Origin of the sequence: Neobacillus paridis, from assembly GCF_016765675.1 — a bacterium.
Taxonomy (GTDB): domain Bacteria; phylum Bacillota; class Bacilli; order Bacillales; family Cytobacillaceae; genus Neobacillus; species Neobacillus paridis.
This window is the reverse complement of the sequence record NZ_JAESWB010000319.1, coordinates 15372-35758: the sequence shown is the minus strand read 5'-3', so window position 1 is coordinate 35758 and position 20387 is coordinate 15372. Positions and strand designations below refer to the sequence as shown.

The following is a 20387-nucleotide window of genomic DNA, read 5'->3' as shown; positions in this document are numbered from 1 at the left end:
GTCCATTTTTGCCTAGAAAAAATGAACTCAAATAATATCTATTAATTAGGATCATAGGTATTATTTTGCTATTTTTCCCGGGAAATATTTCGACAGAATTTGTCGAAAAATACTTGACGAATTTTAAGATAATATGTAATATTGTAAAAGTCGACTGATGATAGTTGTCACATATTATCGTTAACAACGCAGTGTATCGTTTCAAAAGAGAACGATGCATTGCGTTTTTTCATTTTAGTTTTGGTGAACCATTAGTGGTCACCTAAGATTTGATAGCTTGCTTCGCCGCCGTTTATTTGGGTAAACATGTTCATGATTGATTCAGTTAGTTTTTTAGCCTCCTCGGTGTCGGTAGATGGCCGCAAATAAATGATTTGCAGGGCATTTTTTGTATTAGTAGTGACAGCGGTTCTTTCTGAATCAACGAATGGGCTGCCGAAAGGCCCATTTTGGTCAGAGGAAATAATTAAACGGTTTAGCGAATTGATCCGTCCGTTTAAACCGAGATATTCTTCGTTTTCCGCGCCAAGACGGATTTCTACTGGCCCAACAAGCAAATCCTGATCATAAATACCCATCGGCACTTGATACTGTAATGAGAAAAAATTATTTAAATCTGTCGCACTTTGTATAGAAGAAAGGTAGTTTTTCTTTTTCACTCTTCTGTACAATGCTTCAGCAGAATGCCGATACCGGTTGGGGTCTTTGCCGGTTGTTTTAAAAATGGACCGCCATTCTTGGATGCCCGGAAGTTCGGTTACATTTTTATTCTCTAGTTCAAAATAAATAGACTCTTGAAATAGCTGAATTCGGCCTTTTAACATTTGCGGTGAATCGCCCACCGTAATATTTCGATAGTCAATGACACCTACTTTGAAATGGGGGATTAGCTCCGTTAATTCCGTTGCTAGTTGAATTTCCAAAAACTCCACCTCCAAAATTTGTTAATAATAGTTTATCATAATTAAATGTGCAGCTAAAAATTATTTAATTTTTATCATAAACAACTTCACTCGAAGGGAGGTTACTGTATATGGACTTAACAAAATTAAAACAAGAAATTATTTCCTATAGTAAATCAATTGGGATTGATAAAATTGGGTTCACCACTGCTGATCCCTTTACGGAATTGAAAAATCGCTTAATTTGTCAGCAAGAATTGGGCTATCAATCCGGGTTTGAGGAACCTGATATCGAAAAAAGGACGAACCCGGCGCTCCTAATGGAGGAGCCTAGGTCGATTATCTCCATTGCCCTCGCTTATCCAGCTAAAATGAAAATCCGGGTAGAAAGTAAAAAAGGAGCAAGAAGAGGGATCTTTTGCCGCGCTTCCTGGGGATTGGACTATCATCATATTATTAAAGACAGACTCCAAAAGCTTGAGACATTTATTGTATTACAAGTTCCAGACGTACGGTTAAAATCAATGGTTGACACCGGAGAACTCTCTGACCGGGCGGTCGCAGTAAGGGCCGGAATTGGCTGGAGCGGTAAAAACTGCGCAGTTATCACCCCGGAATTTGGTTCCTATGTGTATATCGGGGAAATGATCACCAGCCTTCCGTTTGAGCCGGATACCCCAATTGAGGACAGATGTGGTTCCTGTACCAAATGCTTGGAAGCCTGTCCTACAGGTGCTTTGGTGCAGGGAGGACAAATCAACGCTCAACGCTGCATTTCGTTTTTAACCCAAACAAAAAGTTTGATTCCTGATGAGTTTCGTGACAAAATTGGAAATCGCATATATGGCTGTGATTCATGTCAAACAGCCTGCCCTTATAACAAAGGTAAGGATTTTCATTTTCATGAAGAAATGGAGCCCGATCCCGAAGTGGCGAAACCACTTCTGAAACCTATTTTAAACTTGAGTAATCGGGAATTTAAACTAAAGTTTGGCCAGGTTTCAGGTGCATGGCGCGGGAAAAAGCCAATTCAAAGAAATGCGATGATTGCCCTTGCTCATTTTAAAGATCAATCTGCTGTCCCCGATTTAATTAGGGTTTTGAAAGAGGAGACCAGTCCGGTCGCAAGAGGCACTGCCGCCTGGGCTCTTGGAAAAATCGGCGGTGAACTGGCGCTTTCGGCATTGAAGACGGCAAAAGCACGCGAAACTGATCCCGAAGTACTGCGAGAAATAGATAAAGGATTGGGATTAATTTCCAATTGTTAAATGTTCCTTTCCTTCATATGTATGAAGAGAAAGGAGTTGATTTCACCTACCATGAACAAGGCACTTCAACAACTATTCGAGTTCAGAGCTAAGCATTTTATTACCAGTGAACGGAATGCTAAGGATATTTTTCCAAAAGCTGAACGAAAGCTAGAAACAATGGCAAAAAGGTCTGCCGAGATTGTGAAGGTAAAAGTATCCGGAAATATTTTTGAATCAAACGTCGAAGAAGAGTTTGAACATGTTAATTATCTGGCACATTATCAGTATTTAATTAAACAAAAGGACCACCTCTATATGGAAGAAGAAGTAGAGGAAAGGGCAGCAAAGTTCTATAAAGGCGCGCTGATCATGGATGAAGAAATAGTGCTGCCGGCTATTGAAGGCTCTAAAGAATCATCCCCTTTGCCTGGCGCTGCTGAAGAGGATAATGGTGACCGTATTAGCTACTCTTATAATCGCCTTAAGGCAGTCCAATATGCAGAACGCTGGTGGAATACGTATAACCCTGCTTATAAAAAATTTGAAAATAATTGCACTAATTATATTTCCCAGTGTTTACGGGCTGGGGAGGCGCCAATGAGAGGACAGCCAAACCGAGGTACGGGCTGGTGGTACCAACATACGAATTGGAGCTACAGCTGGGCCGTAGCCCATTCGCTGAAAAACTATTTAAATACTTCCAAAAGCGGTTTACGAGCAAAGCAGATCAGCAGCCCTGAGCAGTTGCTTCTCGGAGATATTATTTGTTATGATTTCGAAGGCGATGGCAGATTCAATCACAATACGATTGTAACCGGGAAGGACGCATATGGAATGCCATTGGTGAATGCTAATACTTATAACAGCCGCATGAGATACTGGGCTTATGAAGATTCATCCGCTTACACACCAAATATTAAGTATCGGTTCTACACTATTGTAGATGGCTAAAATCCTTGAACAGGCGGGGGGGAGTGGTATAATTGCAGATAGAGTTTTTTTCTGAGGTGAGATTTGTGTCATTGCATGTTGTATTATATCAGCCGGAAATTCCTGCAAATACCGGAAATATTGCCCGTACTTGTGCCGCAACCGATACCACGTTACATTTGATTCGCCCGCTAGGCTTTTCTACCGACGATAAAATGTTAAAACGGGCTGGTTTAGATTACTGGGAGTTCGTCCATATTGTTTATTATGATTCATTAGATGAATTTTTTGAAAAAAATGCCGGCGGTGAGTTTTATTATGTAACGAAATACGGAAATAAGCCGCATAGCTCTTTTGATTACAGCAACAGAGATAAAGACTATTATTTTATCTTTGGCCGTGAAACAACCGGGCTGCCAAAAGAAGTAATTGAACAAAACTATGATCGGGCATTACGAATTCCAATGAATCAAAATGTCCGTGCCTTAAACCTGTCAAACTCCGCCGCCATTCTTGTTTATGAGGCGTTAAGGCAGCAAGACTACCCAAACTTAATCAGAAAAGGGCCTGAACGCTAGGCCTTTTTTTCATACCGCTTTCCTTAAAGACTTCGGGTGTTCATGAGGACTGCCCCCATAGAAAAGCAGGTACTGAGTTCTCATAGAGCGTTCATGAGGACCATGCCCATCGAAAAATCCTCCACTCAGTTCTCATAAATAAACAAATTGAAAGGAGCCTCTCGTTATGAACAAAGTAATTGAAACCATCCTAAACCATCGCTCAATCCGTCATTTTGCGGATAAGCCATTAACTGACGAGCAGATTAAGACAATTGTTTCTTGTGCTCAAGCTGCAGCGACATCAAGCTTTATTCAGGCCTATTCGATTATTGGAGTAAAAGATAAGAAGAAAAAGAAACAATTGGCCGAGCTTGCCGGGAATCAGGAATATGTCGCCGTTAATGGCCACTTTTTTGTTTTCTGCGCCGACCTCTATCGTCATACACTGATTGGCCAGCAGGAACAAAAAAGTGTCATCCCTTCACTTGAAAGTACCGAAAAGTTTATGGTAGCGCTAATTGATACGGCTTTAGCGGCACAAAACGCAGCAATTGCTGCAGAATCAATAGGCTTAGGCATTTGTTACATAGGTGGATTGCGGAATCATTTAGAGGAGGTCAAAGCGATATTAAAAACACCGGAAAGGGTCATTCCGCTGTTTGGCCTCGCGGTAGGCTATCCGACAAAAGTGACTGGCAAAAAGCCGAGATTACCTTTTGAACATATTTATCATGAAGAAGAATACGAACAAAACCAACAAGAATACCTACAGCAGCTCCGCCAGTATGACGATGTCATTTCAAGTTACTATCATGAAAGGACCAATGGCACAAGGCAAGATCGCTGGACAGAGCAAATGGCAAATATGCTGACAAGACAAAACAGAATGTACATGAAGGACTTTGTTCAAAAAAATAAACTAAACCTTAGATAAAAAAACTCGCCGACTGGCGAGCCTTTAAGGCGAAGGCAGAGGCGAAGTTGAATTTATACGAAATAGAAAAGATAAAATTTTCTACTTTTGCTAAAAAAGGGCCGCTGCGAGTAAGCGGCCCTTTTGGATTAATTTTGTCCCGGTTTATCATTATAGCCTGAAGTAAAAATTGCCGATAAGAATGCGACCATTACGCAAAGAATTAGAAATAATTTCATAGTATGTACATCCCCCTTAGAATCATATTTTCCATTTTACACATATAACTTTATTATAACCTATCATAAAAAAATGAAAAGAGTAAGTTGTAAAAGAATACAAAAAGTAAAAGCTGATTACGTCTTGGTCACGCATGTTCAATTGATAAAGCGCATAGAGTATATTAATCGTCTCTGATTAAGTACAGGGGGAGGGCAATATGGATATTTTAAAAAAAATCGAGAAGTTTCGCGAAGAAGAGGAAAAACTTCGTTGGGAAGGAACGTTTGCGGACTATTTGGAATTGCTAAAAGAGAAGCCATGGGTTGCACAGTCGGCACATTCTCGAGTATATAATATGATTAAAGATGCTGGAATTGAAGAAGAAAAAGGGACGAAAAAGTACAATTTCTTTAGTCATCAATTATTTGGCTTGGAGGAAGCCCTTGAGCGGCTGGTGGAGGAATACTTTCACCCTTCTGCTAAACGACTGGACGTCAGAAAGCGGATCCTTCTCCTCATGGGACCCGTTAGTGGAGGAAAATCTACTCTTGTCACAATGCTAAAACGAGGGTTGGAGAAATATTCCCTTACCGATCAAGGTGCTGTTTATGCGATAAAAGGCTGCCCAATGCATGAGGACCCGCTCCATTTAATTCCCCATCATTTAAGACAGGATTTCTTTGAAGAATACGGGATTAGGATCGAAGGAAACTTGTCTCCGCTCAATATGATGAGGCTTGAACAGGAGTATGGGGGCCGAATCGAGGATGTGCTCGTGGAAAGGATCTTCTTTTCCGAGGACAAACGTGTAGGGATTGGTACATTCAGCCCCTCCGATCCGAAATCACAAGATATTGCTGATTTAACCGGGAGTATTGATTTTTCCACGATTGCTGAATATGGCTCAGAATCAGATCCCCGTGCTTACCGGTTTGATGGGGAGTTAAATAAAGCGAACCGTGGGATGATGGAATTTCAAGAAATGCTGAAATGCGATGAGAAATTCCTCTGGCATTTGCTGTCATTGACCCAGGAAGGAAATTTCAAAGCGGGCAGGTTCGCGCTGATAAGTGCTGATGAACTGATCGTCGCACACACAAACGAAACAGAATATCGCTCCTTTATTTCTAATAAGAAAAACGAAGCACTCCATTCCAGAATTATTGTCATGCCGATTCCGTACAATTTAAAGGTGTCTCAAGAAGAAAAAATTTATGAAAAAATGATTCGTGAAAGTGATGTTGCTGATGTTCATATTGCACCACATACATTAAAAGTTGCTGCGATGTTCACGATATTAACCCGTTTGAAGGAACCAAAGAAGGGTGACATTGACCTTGTGAAAAAAATGCGCCTGTATGATGGTGAAAGTGTGGAAGGATTTAATCGAGCCGATGTCGATGAATTGAAGAAGGAATTTCCGGATGAAGGAATGAGCGGAATAGATCCACGCTATGTGATTAACCGGATCTCTTCGACGATCATTCGTAAAGAAGTGCCTTCGATTAATGCGCTCGATGTGTTGCGGTCGTTAAAGGATGGGCTTGATCAGCATCCATCGATTACGACTGAACTGCGTGAACGCTATATGAACTTTATATCTTTGGCACGTAAGGAGTATGATAATATTGCCAAAAAAGAGGTTCAAAAGGCATTTGTCTACTCTTATGAAGAGTCGGCCAAAACGTTGATGGATAATTACTTGGATAATGTTGAAGCCTATTGCAATAAATCCAAGCTGCGCGATCCGTTAACCGGAGAGGAAATTAACCCGGATGAAAAGTTAATGCGTTCGATCGAAGAACAGATTGGTATTTCGGAAAATGCGAAAAAGGCTTTCAGGGAAGAAATATTAATCAGAATTTCTGCCTTTGCCCGCAAAGGCAAGCGATTTGATTATAATTCCCATGACCGCTTGCGGGAGGCCATTCAGAAAAAGCTGTTTGCTGATTTGAAGGATGTAGTCAAAATTACAACCTCCACGAAAACACCTGATGAGCAGCAACTTAAGAAAATTAATGAAGTGGTTGCCCGATTAATTGATGAGTATGGCTATAACTCCACATCTGCTAATGAATTATTGCGTTATGTTGGCAGTTTATTAAATCGATAAAGTATGTGGTGAAGAAGGAAGGGCTGGCGGAGTGTTTCTGCCAGTCCGTTTTTCACCTATTGGGCCTGTCCCTTTTATTAGGCCAAAGACCAATTGTCTAAATTACTTGTAAATAATTCTCGATTTCTGCATAGGATAAAGTAATCTACCAATTGTTTAAAGTTTTTACATTCGCGATATTGTATGTACTTGAGAAAAAATGTGTGCACGTTTAGTGAAAAATTTTGATAAGGAGGGGTTTGCATGACTACGGGTAACCATCAGTTTGTGATCTCTAAAGAAGATTGGTCCCTCCATCGTAAAGGCCACGATGACCAGCAGCGCCATCAGGAAAAAGTCCAAGAGGCTATTCGCAATAATCTTCCCGATTTAATTACAGAAGAAAGCATCATTATGTCTAATGGTCGAGATGTGGTTAAAATTCCGATTCGCTCATTAGACGAATACAAAATTCGATATAATTATGACAAAAACAAGCACGTTGGCCAAGGGGACGGTGACAGTCAAGTTGGTGATGTAGTCGCCCGCGATGGAACTAGCGGACAAAATGCTCCCGGTAAAGGGCAGGGGGCCGGAGACCAACCCGGTGAAGATTATTTTGAAGCAGAGGTATCCCTGATGGAACTTGAGGAAGCATTATTCAAGCAATTGGAACTTCCTAATTTAAAGAAAAAAGAAGAACAGGAAAATTTGGTTGAAAATATTGAGTTTAATGATATTCGAAAAATAGGACTTATGGGAAATATTGATAAGAAACGGACAATGATGGCTGCCTTTAAACGGAATGCGATGAGCGGAAAGCCGGCATTCCATCCAATTTACAAGGATGATTTGAAATTTAAAACCTGGAATGAGGTGGTTAAGCCTGATTCAAAAGCTGTTGTTATTGCGATGATGGACACCAGTGGCAGTATGGGAATTTGGGAAAAATATATGGCCCGCAGCTTCTTCTTTTGGATGACCCGTTTTCTGCGCACAAAGTATGAAACGGTGGAAATTGAGTTTATTGCCCACCATACGGAGGCAAAGGTCGTTCCGGAGGAAGACTTTTTCTCCAAAGGAGAAAGCGGTGGCACCATTTGTTCATCAGCCTATCGCAAAGCCCTGGAAATGGTTGATCTGAAATATAATCCACAAAAGTTTAACATTTATCCATTCCATTTTTCCGACGGTGATAACCTCACCTCAGATAATGCTCGCTGTGTAAAGCTCGTTGAAGAACTCATGAAGGTGTCAAACATGTTTGGCTATGGCGAGGTCAACCAGTACAACCGCCATTCCACTCTCATGACTGCGTATAAAAACATTAAAAATGAACAGTTTCGCTATTATATCCTTAAGCAAAAGTCAGACGTCTTCCACGCGATGAAGCACTTTTTCCAAAAAGAAGAAGAAAAAATGTATGCTTAATTAAAAAAAGCAACAATGCAGGTGACAGTCACCTGTTTTTTTGCGTTTATTACCATTAATACTTTGCCCCTAAAAAATAAAAAATAAAAGTGCAAGAAGAAATAATCTTTTTGCCAGAGGGGGGTATTACAAGTGATAAAAAAATCAGCAGGTTTATGTTTAACAGCAATTCTGACAATAGGGCTGGCAGCTTGTAATAACAATGATAAAACCGGATTAAACGAGCTGAATGATCAGCGAAACGATCAGGTTGGAATGAATGTAACCAATCGGAACAATGATTTAAATGATGTCAGAAATGTTCGTAACGATTGGGACGACAATAATGGACCGTTAACGGAAAATTATCGAAATAACAATGACAATGATGTAGATGTAAATCTGTTTAATAATAACAGAAAAAGAAACAACCGTGATACCATATCAGCTTATCAGACAACATTGGATAGTGCTCAGTATCCACATACAAGAGCAATTTTAATTGAAGATGCAAGGTATCAGTATGTACCAGTGAACCCAGGGAGCTGGTCAAATAATACAGGGCTTTTGCAGCCATTTCAGCCGTATGCAGGACAACAACAATATTCAATGGCTAAACCACCGGTCCAACATGCAGTGCCAAATCAAACCCAACCGAGATCAACGAATCAAACCCAACAGGCACCAAAGCAGGTTCAGCCGGCACCAAATCAGAACCAGCAAGCACCAAAACAGCCGTCAACTCAACAAAATAATCCGACTGCAACTGGAACGGTCAGTCAATATGCCCAACAAGTCATTAGCTTAACAAATGCGGAACGCAGGAAACAAGGACTGTCAGAATTGAAAGCTGACACGCTATTGGGATCTGTAGCTCAGAGAAAAGCTAATGATATGCAGCAAAACCACTATTTTTCCCATACAAGTCCGACATATGGATCACCATTTGATATGATGAGGGACTTTGGCGTTACCTATAAAGCCGCAGGGGAAAATATTGCTCAAGGGCAGCGAACACCACAGGAAGTAGTAAACGCCTGGATGAATAGTCCGGGGCATCGGGCCAATATCCTCAATGCCAAATATACGCATATTGGTGTCGGATTCGAGTCAGCAGGAAAACACTGGTCACAAATGTTTATTCAAAAATAATAAATGAGAACCGACAGTTCACTCTGTCGGTTCTAACTTTTCTTTCGAATAGAGGAAATCGTCGGGAAGGTAATATGAAAGGATGTTCCGGCCCCAAGTTCACTGTTAACCCGAATCGTGCCATTCATTGCTCTGACAATACCGTATACAACCATTAATCCTAATCCGGTGCCGTTTTTACCCTTTGTTGAGTAGAAAGGCTCCCCAAGCTGCGCCAGTTGTTCATTTGTCATCCCTTCACCAGTATCTTCAATCACGATGGTTACCACAGATTGACTGAACTTGGTAAAAATCGTTAAGTGGCCGCCATTTGGCATCGATTCAATTGCATTTTTTATAATATTGACAAAGCATTGCCGGAATTTTTGTTTGTCTCCTCTAATATAACCAATGATTGAAAAATCGGTTAAAATTTCAACCGAATTTTGATTGGCTAATGGTTGAAGAATACTAATTATTTGCCGCAATTCGCTTTTTACGTTTATCTCCTCCAATTTCCCGATATCGGGCTTGGCAAAAGTTAAGTAATCTTGAATAACCTTTTCTGCAGAGAGCAGTTCATCTTTAACAATTGACAAATATTCCTTACGCTTTTGTCGCGGCAGATAATCATCCTGTAATAATTGAACAAACCCGCTGGCTGCCGTAAGCGGGTTACGAATCTCATGAGAAATGGCAGCGCCCATTTGTTCAACGGCCTTTAACTTTTCTGACTTAATTAGCTGTTGCTGCATTTTGACACTTTTTCTGAAAAACTCGATGGCATAAGCAATAATGAAAACCCCTATCGCGGGGATAAAAAGGTAAGCCAGTACCACATCAAGCCAGTAGGACTTTGTTTCATTTATTCGCATCTCCAAAACGGTTATAGCTCCAAGTATACCGGTAAAAGAAACAGACATAATTATGCGGCGTGAAGGGATTTGTTTCAAAAACCAGGGATGCACCCGCCAAACGATTATAGCAAATGGAACGTATAGAATAACCGTTTGAAAAAAACCGATATCCATTCCATAAAAACTTCTTAATGCAATTGTGGCCCCTACAAGAACAGGCGCTATGCCAAAGTAAAGACCACCAATAACTAAAGGGATGATCCTTAGATCATATCTGGCAAAAGGAGTCGGATGATAGGAGAATTGAATACAGCTCCATAATAGTACAATGAAAACTAGAGTAACCGGGAATCTGCGCAGGTTCAAATTCGGGTGTCTTTCAAGAAAAACTAAAAAGAAAAATAATAAGATAATAATAATGGAAAAATTCTGAAAAAAATGTTTAGTAATTTCCACTCAATACACCTTCCAATAAGAGATGATAGTAAAATATTACCTTGTTTTTCTACCACTTACAACATAATCCAACAATTTTGTCATAAGAATAAGATCATCTATTTTTTGCAGGATCCCATGTGAAAAAGCCACATGCAAAATCTATCTAAAGGGTTTATAATAGTTTAAAAATATACATAATTCGCACGAAAAGGAGCTATAACAGTGATAGGGTTAATCGTCATCTTAGCATTAGTGTTATTTTTACCCTTTATAGTAAAACCGGTCGAACATAACCTTGAACTTTTTCTGTTTATTATGGGTGTAGCGGCTGCGCTTGTAAGCGGTGTAATGGATCAACATTTAATGACAAAAGCGCTGCAAGATCCCATTAAAATAACGCTTGCTGTGTTGTTGGCTGGATTATTTACGAAATGGGCCCAAGTCCCGTTGGAAAAATCGATCTTGACAATCAGCAGAGTATTGACGCCTCGGGTTTTTCTCGCTTTGACGATCATCATTTTAGGACTGGCTTCAAGCATCATTACTGCAATTATTGCGGCTATTATTCTGGTAATCGTCGTGAATGTCCTTCCGCTGGACCGCCAATCTGAAATTCGCTTTACTATACTCGCATGCTTCTCAATTGGTCTGGGGGCTACACTGACACCGCTTGGTGAACCGTTGTCAACGATTACGGTCAGTAAATTAAATGAGAATTTCTTTTACTTAATAAAATTGGTTGGTGCAGAGGTCATTCCGGCTGTTGTTATCTTTGGCATTTTAGCGATGTTCCTTGTTAAGCCGCGGGAAGGTTCACAAGGGTTAGAGTCAGCGCAAAAGACTGAAAGTTATAAAGAAATTGTTATTCGCTCGGCAAAAATTTATTTGTTTGTTATGGGATTAACCTTCTTAGGACATGGTTTCGAACCGTTAATCAATGAATACGTCCTGGGACTTCATCCGATGCTATTATATTGGATTAACATGATTTCCGCCATTCTAGACAATGCAACATTAGTAGCCGCAGAAATTAGTCCGGCAATGGACGGGGAAACCATAAGGGCAATTTTACTTGGGTTGTTAATTAGTGGAGGGATGCTGATCCCTGGAAATATCCCCAATATTATTGCAGCAGGGAAGCTTAATATTACCAGTAAAGAATGGGCTCGTTTTGGTGTACCGGTAGGGCTGATCACGATGTTGGTTTATTTTGTGGTACTGTTTGTTTTTTAATAATTCTGTGAGGATCACTCCTTTCAGTTCCTTCAAAGAACACTAAAAATGAAGAAAGCAAAATTTGACAGAAATTTGTCAATAACTTATGAATAAATATTGAAATATCCGGTTTTCTTCTATGAATATGGTGAAAATTTCTTATAATGAAGGTATCTAAATGGGGAGGTAAGGGAAATGAACATCACAACAATTATTGAATTGGAAAATCAAGAAGTTGAAGCAATGACCGGGGCGAAATTGATTTTTGCGCAAGAGCAGATTGACGATAATATTATAGAAACATGTGTTGAGTGCTTAAAACTAAAGGATTCGGATGCTACTCTTTCCACTGATGATGCAATGGAAACAGTATTCCGCCGTTTGCAGCAGCAAGGAATCATCCCTCCAAATGTTGAAGAATTCTCATATCAGATGCCTTCTTGTGAGCGGATTAAGAATACAGCCGACGGGAAAACGGACATTCCGCAAAAGGTGATCCTTTCATTCATGGCCTAAAAGAAGTTCTTCGGAGCTTCTTTTTTTAGGTAGAAATAACGCAAAAAGATAAAAATTCAAACCTCCAGATGTTTCCTTTCTAAGGATCATGGCAAAAATAATGTTTGGAAACCTTGTCATTGTTTGTTATAGTTACTTTGTGAAATTATTATCGAATGATAACTTTGGAGGTCGTAAAGATGACACAAAATATTGCCAGCATGATTGACCACACATTATTAAAGGCAGATGCGACAAAAGAGCAAATTGTTAAATTAGTAAATGAAGCAAAAGAATATTCCTTTGCATCTGTGTGTGTGAATCCTACATGGGTAAAGACGGCTGCTGAAATGCTTGCTGATACTCCAAATGTGAAGGTATGTACGGTGATTGGCTTTCCGCTTGGAGCAACAACGTCGGAAACAAAGGCGTTTGAAACAACAAACGCAATTGAAAATGGCGCAAATGAGATTGATATGGTGATCAATATCGGTGCTTTAAAGGGTAACCAGGATGAATTAGTTGAAAAAGATATTCGCAGTGTCGTTGAAGCAGCAAAAGGGAAAGCGTTAGTCAAAGTTATTATTGAAACATGTCTACTAACGGATGCAGAAAAAATAAAGGCATGTCAGCTTGCGGTAAAAGCTGGTGCTGATTATGTAAAAACCTCAACCGGATTTTCAACCGGCGGGGCAACAGTAGAGGATATTCGTTTGATGCGACAAACGGTTGGACCTAATATCGGCGTAAAAGCTTCCGGTGGTGTACGCAGCCGTGAAGATGCACTTGCCATGATAGAGGCTGGGGCAACCCGAATTGGCGCTAGTTCAGGTGTTGCTATTTGTAATGGTGAAGTTTCCAACAGCCAGTATTAAAAAAATGACAAAAAACCAGGGATACTGTAAGTCCCTGGTTTTTGTTGTTAACTAAAAGAAAAAGTGTAGAACAAAGTAAATAATTGCCGAAATTAAAGCGGTGATGGGAAGGGTGATAACCCATGTGATAATCATGCGCTGGGCCGTATCCCATTTCACGCCTTTCAGACGATGGGAGGCTCCTACGCCAAGGATCCCCGATGAAATTACATGTGTGGTACTAACAGGTAAATGAATGTACGTAGCACCAAAAATAATCGCCGCCCCCGTTAAATCTGCGGCAACCCCATTGATGGGGCGGATTTTCATGATTTTTCCACCAACTGTTTTAATGATTTTCCAGCCGCCGATAGAAGTCCCTAAGCCCATTGCTGTTGCGCAGGATAACTGAACCCAAAAAGGTACATCGGCGTTATGAGGAAGAAATTGGTTGGCAATTAACGCCATTGTGATAATCCCCATCGACTTTTGCGCATCATTTGTACCATGTGAATATGACTGCAATGCTGCGGTAGCGATTTGGATAAAACGGAAATTTCGATTCGTTTTGGTGAGATTGAAATTTTTAAAAACGACTTTGAAAATACTGTAAATGATATAACCTACGGTAAAAGCCAAAATTGGCGAAAGAATAAGTGCTTCGATAATTTTGATAAAACCGCTGTAGTTCAGGACATTTAAGCCTTCGGCAGCAATGGCGGCACCAGCAATCGACCCGATCAAGGCATGGGAAGAACTGCTTGGAATACCGAAATACCATGTAATTAAATTCCAGGCAATCGCTGAAAGTAACGCGGCCAGAATAACAACGGAGCCGTGTTCAAGATGGAATGGATCAACAATATCCTTTGAAATGGTCTTGGCCACCCCGGTGAATGTCAATGCGCCAAGGAAATTCATCGATGCTGCTAACATAATCGCCTGTCTCGGCTTTAATGCTTTCGTTGACACGGCTGTTGCAATCGCATTTGCGGTGTCATGGAACCCATTAATGAAATCAAATGCGAGAGCACCGATGACGATTAAAATGGTTAAGATAAGTACAACGCTCATAGTCTTGCTCCTTATGCATTTTTCATAATAATGGTTTCTAAAGTATTAGCGACAGTTTGACAGCTATCGGCAACATCTTCGAGGTTTTCATAAATTTCTTTATATTGGATAATCCGAATCGGGTCCTTTTCAACATTAAATATATTTTTGATTGATTGTCTCAAAATGTTATCACATTGCGATTCATAATCCTTAATTTTAATCGCATGTTCTCTTATCTGCTGCAGTTTTTTATTGGACAAAAGTTCAATTGCTTTATCAATTTCAACCACACTGCTTTGGATAGCGTCAACAAATTTTTTCATAAACTCGTCTGCTTGGGTAATCGAATACATTTCAAATAACGCGGCGGTTGCTTCTAGTCCATCTAAAACATCATCCATACACATTGCCAGCTGCAGAATGTCTTCACGTTCGATTGGCGTAATAAAGGCATCATTTAATTCCTTTATGATTTCATGAACAAAGGTGTCCCCACTTGATTCATACTCTTTCATTTTTTCGGAAAAAATTTTTAAGTCACTGATGTTTTTAAGTTTGTAGTCCGTAAAAAAATTGGTGCTTTCTTTCAAATTTGTCGAAATATTACTAAGTAAATTCGAAAATTTATCTTGTTTTTTAAATGCCATAATAAGGTACCTCCATTTTTCGAATAAATAACACCATATCAACTTAACTATTTTATCTAATAAATGTCGAAAAATGAAACAAATCCAAGGAAATTTACAAAAACTTAACATTAGAATTTTCAAAATCTTATCTTACGTCACAATCCATTATTACCTTCTCAAGTGTTAAATTTATTATTTGAGATTTTAAGGAAAATCATAAGTATAAAAATGAAAATGGGGGAAATTTATAAGGTATAGGCAGCTCATCACCTTAGTTGTGGGGTTGAAAATTTAGGAAGTCATACCAAATTCGAGAGAAGGAGTGTTCTTAATGAGTTTTATTTGGTCGTTAATTGTAGGTGGAGTAATTGGCTGGCTTGCTGGGCTAATCGTTGGAAGAAATATACCTGGAGGCATTATCGGTAATATTATTGCAGGTTTTGTTGGCGCATGGCTTGGAACAGCAATTTTAGGAAATTGGGGGCCGAATGTTGCGGATTTCGCGATCATTCCGGCAATTATCGGCTCAGCCGTTTTGGTACTCTTGTTAAGCTTTATTATGAGAGCCTTCAGAAAAGCAGATTAGTCAAATCAAAAAGCAAAGCCTCCCTAACCGGGGGGCTTTTATAGTGTATCGAGGTCAATATTCTTAAAAATCACCGGGTTGTCCAGAAATGGCGCCAAACATTTCATTTCCTCCTGAGTAAATGGATGAATAAATTCAAGCTTCACCGCATGGAGAGCTTGGCGATTGAAAATGGGGTTTCCATCATAAAGAATATCCCCGGCTAATGGATGTCCAATTGATTTAAGGTGAACCCTGATTTGATGTGTTCTCCCCGTTTCGAGCGAGCACTTTACGTATGATAAATGGTTATGTTTATCCTCTTTTATCACATGGTAATGGGTAACTGCCGCTTGTCCTGAATGCGAAATCCTTCTTTTGCTTGGATGGTGGCGATCCCGGCCGATTGGGGCATCAATGGTTCCTTTTTTCTTTTGAAAGATCCCTTGCGCGAGAGCCAAATAAGTTCTTTTAATTTTCCGTTCAACCAGCATTCTATCTAAAATTGCACCAGCTAAAGCATGCTTGGCAAATAAAATGGCACCCGAGGTATCGCGGTCGAGACGATGTATTTGCCGGATATTTCGAACTTCACCATTTGCCAGCATATGAAATTGAGCAGCATTTACAAGTGTATCGGTATCGGTAGGGTCATTCGGATGTGTTTTCATGAAAGGTGGTTTATTCAATACAACCAAGTGGTCATCTTCATAAAGCACCTTAATTTCTTGGAAATGGGGAGCAATTTGGATCTCTTCTTCTTCAAATAACCGGAGCTGCAGCTTAGAGCGAGCTGAAAGCGGTACATTCCAATTATATTCCTTTCCATTCACTTGTACTTTTTTGTCTGTACGAAAAGAATGAATCATCTTTTTAGAAACCTTCCAGTCATCGCGAAAAATCTGTTCAATTGTTTTGCCTTCCCAATTATTTAAAACGATCAATTGGTACCAATCACCATAACGCATTGTCTGTTGCATAAATTCTCCTTTAGAATCCCACTAATTACCACCCTAGCAGAGGGTTTTGTTATGTTATTCTTAATTATATATATAATGACAGAAAAAGCGAGGGCAAGGGTGGGGTTTTAAATGAAAATTGTATGGGCTTCGACACCAAGTCAGGAGCAAGAGATATGTGAACTAGTGAGGTATCTTTATTCAAATGTTTTTCCGCAATATTTTAGCGACCATGAGATCAAACGGTTCGAAAAACTTAAAGTATTATATACTTCCCAGAAAAAGTTTGAAGAAATTGGTACATTAAAGGATGCTTTTGAAGTGATGACAAGTATTCAAACTGTTATTTCGATTCTTGAGCTGCCTTATTTGGATAAGCGTTATTCCGCCTTATTCAACAAAAATGCGGCCACTCTCAATGATTTCGGCTTGTATTTTCCTTTTGAGTTTGAACAGTTTGAAACTGTTAAAAACATCAACAAAATGACTTTAAGTATATATTCAAAGGCAGATAATGAACTGCTTATTTAAAAAAGCCGATTTTGGCTTCTTTTTTTATTCATGGATTTTGATAAAATTATATAGGATTGAAAGTATTCTTATTCTGCAAAAATTGTCGGTTAATTTTACGAAATTCTAGCAGGGGTAATAGAATAAGAATAGAAGTTAAAATGAATAACACAGTACATAAACATTGGAGGGAATTTTAATCATGGACTGGAGAACAGCTGCAAAAAGCTGGATGGAATTCGCGGGATTAGAGCCAGAATTACGGCACCAGCTCGAAGCGTTTAAGGATGATGAAAAATATCTTGAGGAGGCCTTTTATAAGAATTTAGAATTTGGTACCGGGGGCATGCGCGGTGAAATTGGTGCAGGGACAAACCGAATGAACATTTATACAGTTCGTAAAGCATCTGCTGGCCTGGCTGCCTATATAGAAAAATTTGGGGCAGAGGCAAAACAGCGGGGGGTTGTGATCGCCTATGATTCACGCCATAAATCACCGGAGTTTGCCTTGGAAGCAGCCAAAACATTGGCGACTTCTGGAATTCAAACTTATCTATTTGATGAACTCAGGCCAACCCCAGAATTGTCTTTTGCTTTAAGGTATTTGCAGGCATTTGCTGGAATTGTCGTTACTGCCAGCCATAATCCACCTGAATATAACGGATATAAGGTATACGGTTCAGATGGCGGTCAACTAACTCCCAGGGCTGCTGATGAATTAATACAAAAAGTCAACGAAATTGAAAATGAATTATTAATTAACGTTGAAAATGAAGAAAAGCTCCGTTCGCATGGCCTAATTAAGACGATTGGCCAGGAGATTGATCAAGCCTATATAGAAAAATTAAAAACCATTTCAGTAAACCCAAGTTTGGCAAAAGAAACAAATATTAACATTGTGTTTACTCCCTTACATGGTACTTCTAATAAGCCTTTGCGTGCTGCGCTGACCGCTTTCGGGTTTAAAAATGTCACAGTTGTCAAAGAACAGGAACTTCCGGATCCGAATTTTTCAACTGTAAAAAGCCCTAATCCCGAGGAACATGCCGCTTTTGAATTAGCCATTCGTGACGGCCAAAAGACAGAGGCTGATATTTTAATCGCAACCGATCCTGATGCTGACCGCTTGGGGATAGCGGTACCAAATCATGAAGGTGAATACGTAGTTCTAACCGGGAATCAGACAGGGGCGTTATTGCTCGATTATCTTCTTTCCCAGAAAAAGGAGAAAGGAACACTCCCGCAGAATGGGGTCGTTTTAAAAACGATTGTCACCTCTGAACTGGGAAGAACCATTGCTTCTGCATACCAGTTAGAAACGGTTGATGTTCTGACCGGCTTTAAGTTTATTGGGGAAAAAATTAAAGAATATCATGCCAGCGGTGACCACCAATTCTTATTTGGTTATGAGGAATCATACGGTTATCTAATTGGCGATTTTGTCCGTGATAAAGATGCCCTTCAAGCCGCTCTTTTAGCTGCAGAAGTATGTGCCTATTATAAAAATCAAGGGATGTCCCTTTATGACGGCTTAATGCAGCTATTTGAAAAGTATGGATATTATTTGGAAGGCCTTCGCTCCTTGACTCTGAAAGGCAAGGAAGGGGCAGAAAAAATCCAACGTATTTTAGCTTCTTTCCGTTCTGAACCGTTAAGTCAATTAGGTTCGCTGAAAACGGTGGCGACGGAAGATTATTTATCAGGAGTTAGAACAACCTTGAATCGCCAAGAGAAAATTAATTTGCCACATTCAAATGTGTTGAAATACATTTTTGAGGACGGTTCATGGGTTTGTCTAAGACCTTCCGGCACTGAACCGAAAGTCAAATTTTATTTTGGTGTGANTTTATGGCCTTGGTTGATGAAAAAATGAAATAAGTTTAAACTGAGCAAGCACGGCATTTCAAAAAATTGAAATCCCGTGCTTTTTTGGTGGAATTCTTTTGTCCGGTTGGAAAAAATCTTTTCACTTAAAATGTATCCACTTGTGATTTCAGGAAAGACTATACATCGGCATCTCATTTATTTCCTCATCAAGCGTCTCGTTTGCATGGTCGATGTAACGAAGCAGATTATATAATTTTTGCTCAATAACAGCGTAGTCACGTTCAAAATTATAGGCATGCAGGAAATGTTCTATTTTTTTCGAAAGAAAATGGTCAGTGGTCCGCACCATTAAAATCAATAAATTGTCCCATTCGGAACGGTGCGTATAAAATAACGCCCGGTCATAATCCATTTTGTTCATTTATATTCTCCTCCTTATTAGGAGTTGTGATTATTGTATGACGTTTTAACGAGAACACACGCAGAAAATGTTGGACGCCCGATCATACAGCGCTTATCAACATTTACCTGTTTATTTTTAAAAACAAAGAGGGGTTTATGGGAAAGTATCTTGCTCTTTTACTGGTATGCTGTTTCTTATGTAACAAACACGCTGCTGCGGCGATAGTCGAAACAACTAAGCCGTATTCATATAACAATTTAACCAATGATGTACTTGAACTAGAAAATAAATATAGCAACGTTTTAACGGTAACATCGATTGGCAAGTCCGAGTTTGGCCGGGAAATATGGGGAATCAAGCTTGGACAAGGAAAAAAAACAATCTTGCTGGTTGGCGCCCATCATGGCCGTGAATGGCTGACAAGTATGCTGCTGATGAAAATGCTGGAAACATATGCAGACGCCTATGAAAAAAAAGAAAGTGTCAGCTCACAGTCAACCGCGATTCTAAACGAGACGGCTATTTGGTTTGTACCGATGTTAAATCCGGATGGTGTTATCATTCAGCAACATCAATTGGCAACATTTCCCCTCAAGCATCAAATCCATCTGCAAGAAATGAATGATGGATGTCAAAATTTTAAACGCTGGAAAGCCAATGGCAACGGAATTGATTTAAATCGACAATATCCCGCAGATTGGGATCAGCTTCCGAAGGACCCATTAACACCATATTATAAATCCTATAAAGGAAAAAAGCCGCTGGAAGCGGTGGAAGTTCAGGCATTAACAAACTTTATCGGAGAAATAAATCCAGCGGTTGCTGTCTCCTACCATTCAGCTGGCCGGGAGCTCTTTTGGAACTACAAAAATGGGCGTTATCTATTTCGCGACTATTGGATCGCCAGAAAAATCGCAAAACTGACTGGCTACAAATTGGCAAAGCCGGAGAAGGAGGCAACCGGCGGCGGTTTTACCGACTGGTTTATTACTACTTATCGCCGTCCGGCACTGACCATCGAAATTAGTTATCTTGTCGGGGAAACAAGCCCGCCGCTAAGCATTTTTAAAAATGAATGGAACAGAAATAAATTGGTTGGCCTAAAGCTTGCCAAAGAGGCAAGGAAGATTCCGACTGACTCTTTTACAAAGATCCATTATCGCTAATTG

The 20387-nt window shown here is 39.8% G+C and carries 19 protein-coding genes and 1 pseudogene; 14 read left to right on the top strand and 6 right to left on the bottom strand.

Features of this window, described 5'->3' with window-relative positions; translation table 11 throughout:
- Positions 1-251 precede the first annotated feature (251 nt).
- On the bottom strand, positions 252-923 hold the full coding sequence (locus JK635_RS19310; protein WP_202655571.1) for a B3/B4 domain-containing protein: 672 nt from the start codon (positions 921-923) through the stop codon (positions 252-254).
- 110 nt (positions 924-1033) lie between these two features.
- Here JK635_RS19310 and queG point away from each other — a divergent pair, with 110 nt between their 5' ends.
- The 7 genes from queG (at position 1034) to JK635_RS19275 (ending at position 9431) form a co-directional block, all read left to right on the top strand.
- A complete protein-coding gene (gene queG / locus JK635_RS19305; protein ID WP_202655570.1) occupies positions 1034-2170 on the top strand; it encodes a tRNA epoxyqueuosine(34) reductase QueG in 1137 nt (378 codons plus the stop codon).
- A gap of 51 nt (positions 2171-2221) precedes the next feature.
- Complete coding sequence (locus tag JK635_RS19300) at positions 2222-3103, top strand: amidase domain-containing protein (RefSeq protein ID WP_202655569.1); 882 nt, start codon at positions 2222-2224, stop codon at positions 3101-3103.
- Positions 3104-3168: 65 nt separating this feature from the next.
- On the top strand, positions 3169-3660 hold the full coding sequence (gene trmL, locus JK635_RS19295) for a tRNA (uridine(34)/cytosine(34)/5-carboxymethylaminomethyluridine(34)-2'-O)-methyltransferase TrmL (protein WP_202655588.1): 492 nt from the start codon (positions 3169-3171) through the stop codon (positions 3658-3660).
- A gap of 166 nt (positions 3661-3826) precedes the next feature.
- Positions 3827-4576, top strand: a complete 750-nt coding sequence (gene nfsA / locus JK635_RS19290) for an oxygen-insensitive NADPH nitroreductase (RefSeq protein ID WP_202655568.1) — start codon at positions 3827-3829, stop codon at positions 4574-4576.
- A gap of 418 nt (positions 4577-4994) precedes the next feature.
- Positions 4995-6890, top strand: coding sequence for a PrkA family serine protein kinase (locus JK635_RS19285; protein WP_202655567.1), 1896 nt, complete (start codon positions 4995-4997; stop codon positions 6888-6890).
- A 243-nt stretch (positions 6891-7133) separates the two neighbouring features.
- Positions 7134-8300: a sporulation protein YhbH gene (yhbH, locus tag JK635_RS19280; RefSeq protein WP_202655566.1), complete on the top strand. Its 1167-nt coding sequence runs from the start codon at positions 7134-7136 to the stop codon at positions 8298-8300.
- Between the two features lie 132 nt (positions 8301-8432).
- Entirely contained in the window at positions 8433-9431 is a 999-nt protein-coding gene (locus JK635_RS19275) for a CAP domain-containing protein (RefSeq protein ID WP_308079008.1), read from the top strand.
- 32 nt (positions 9432-9463) lie between these two features.
- On the opposite strand, the gene JK635_RS19270 is transcribed toward JK635_RS19275, so the two are convergent.
- Complete coding sequence (locus tag JK635_RS19270; protein ID WP_202655565.1) at positions 9464-10723, bottom strand: ATP-binding protein; 1260 nt, start codon at positions 10721-10723, stop codon at positions 9464-9466.
- A gap of 204 nt (positions 10724-10927) precedes the next feature.
- On the opposite strand from JK635_RS19270, the gene JK635_RS19265 reads away from it, so the two are divergent.
- The 3 genes from JK635_RS19265 to deoC all read left to right on the top strand — a co-directional run bounded on the left by JK635_RS19265 (position 10928) and on the right by deoC (position 13290).
- Complete coding sequence (locus JK635_RS19265) at positions 10928-11938, top strand: DUF1646 family protein (protein WP_368857107.1); 1011 nt, start codon at positions 10928-10930, stop codon at positions 11936-11938.
- 177 nt (positions 11939-12115) lie between these two features.
- A complete protein-coding gene (locus tag JK635_RS19260) occupies positions 12116-12436 on the top strand; it encodes a hypothetical protein (RefSeq protein WP_202655564.1) in 321 nt (106 codons plus the stop codon).
- Between the two features lie 179 nt (positions 12437-12615).
- Entirely contained in the window at positions 12616-13290 is a 675-nt protein-coding gene (gene deoC / locus JK635_RS19255) for a deoxyribose-phosphate aldolase (RefSeq protein WP_202655563.1), read from the top strand.
- 51 nt (positions 13291-13341) lie between these two features.
- Here the strand turns inward: deoC and JK635_RS19250 are convergent, their stop codons facing one another.
- Complete coding sequence (locus JK635_RS19250) at positions 13342-14343, bottom strand: inorganic phosphate transporter (protein WP_202655562.1); 1002 nt, start codon at positions 14341-14343, stop codon at positions 13342-13344.
- Between the two features lie 11 nt (positions 14344-14354).
- Positions 14355-14972, bottom strand: coding sequence for a DUF47 domain-containing protein (locus JK635_RS19245; RefSeq protein WP_202655561.1), 618 nt, complete (start codon positions 14970-14972; stop codon positions 14355-14357).
- 313 nt (positions 14973-15285) lie between these two features.
- Between JK635_RS19245 and JK635_RS19240 the strand changes: the two genes are divergently transcribed.
- A complete protein-coding gene (locus tag JK635_RS19240) occupies positions 15286-15540 on the top strand; it encodes a GlsB/YeaQ/YmgE family stress response membrane protein (RefSeq protein WP_202655560.1) in 255 nt (84 codons plus the stop codon).
- A gap of 38 nt (positions 15541-15578) precedes the next feature.
- Here JK635_RS19240 and JK635_RS19235 read toward each other — a convergent pair whose 3' ends face one another.
- Positions 15579-16499: an RluA family pseudouridine synthase gene (locus JK635_RS19235; RefSeq protein ID WP_202655559.1), complete on the bottom strand. Its 921-nt coding sequence runs from the start codon at positions 16497-16499 to the stop codon at positions 15579-15581.
- Between the two features lie 111 nt (positions 16500-16610).
- On the opposite strand from JK635_RS19235, the gene JK635_RS19230 reads away from it, so the two are divergent.
- A complete protein-coding gene (locus tag JK635_RS19230) occupies positions 16611-17009 on the top strand; it encodes a YhcU family protein (protein WP_202655558.1) in 399 nt (132 codons plus the stop codon).
- A 181-nt stretch (positions 17010-17190) separates the two neighbouring features.
- Positions 17191-18831 (top strand): annotated as a pseudogene (locus tag JK635_RS19225) (phospho-sugar mutase); the annotation flags it as partial.
- Between the two features lie 150 nt (positions 18832-18981).
- Here JK635_RS19225 and JK635_RS19220 read toward each other — a convergent pair.
- Complete coding sequence (locus JK635_RS19220; RefSeq protein WP_202655556.1) at positions 18982-19236, bottom strand: YhdB family protein; 255 nt, start codon at positions 19234-19236, stop codon at positions 18982-18984.
- A gap of 137 nt (positions 19237-19373) precedes the next feature.
- Between JK635_RS19220 and JK635_RS19215 the strand changes: the two genes are divergently transcribed.
- Entirely contained in the window at positions 19374-20384 is a 1011-nt protein-coding gene (locus tag JK635_RS19215) for a M14 family zinc carboxypeptidase (RefSeq protein WP_202655555.1), read from the top strand.
- The last annotated feature ends 3 nt before the right edge of the window (positions 20385-20387 follow it).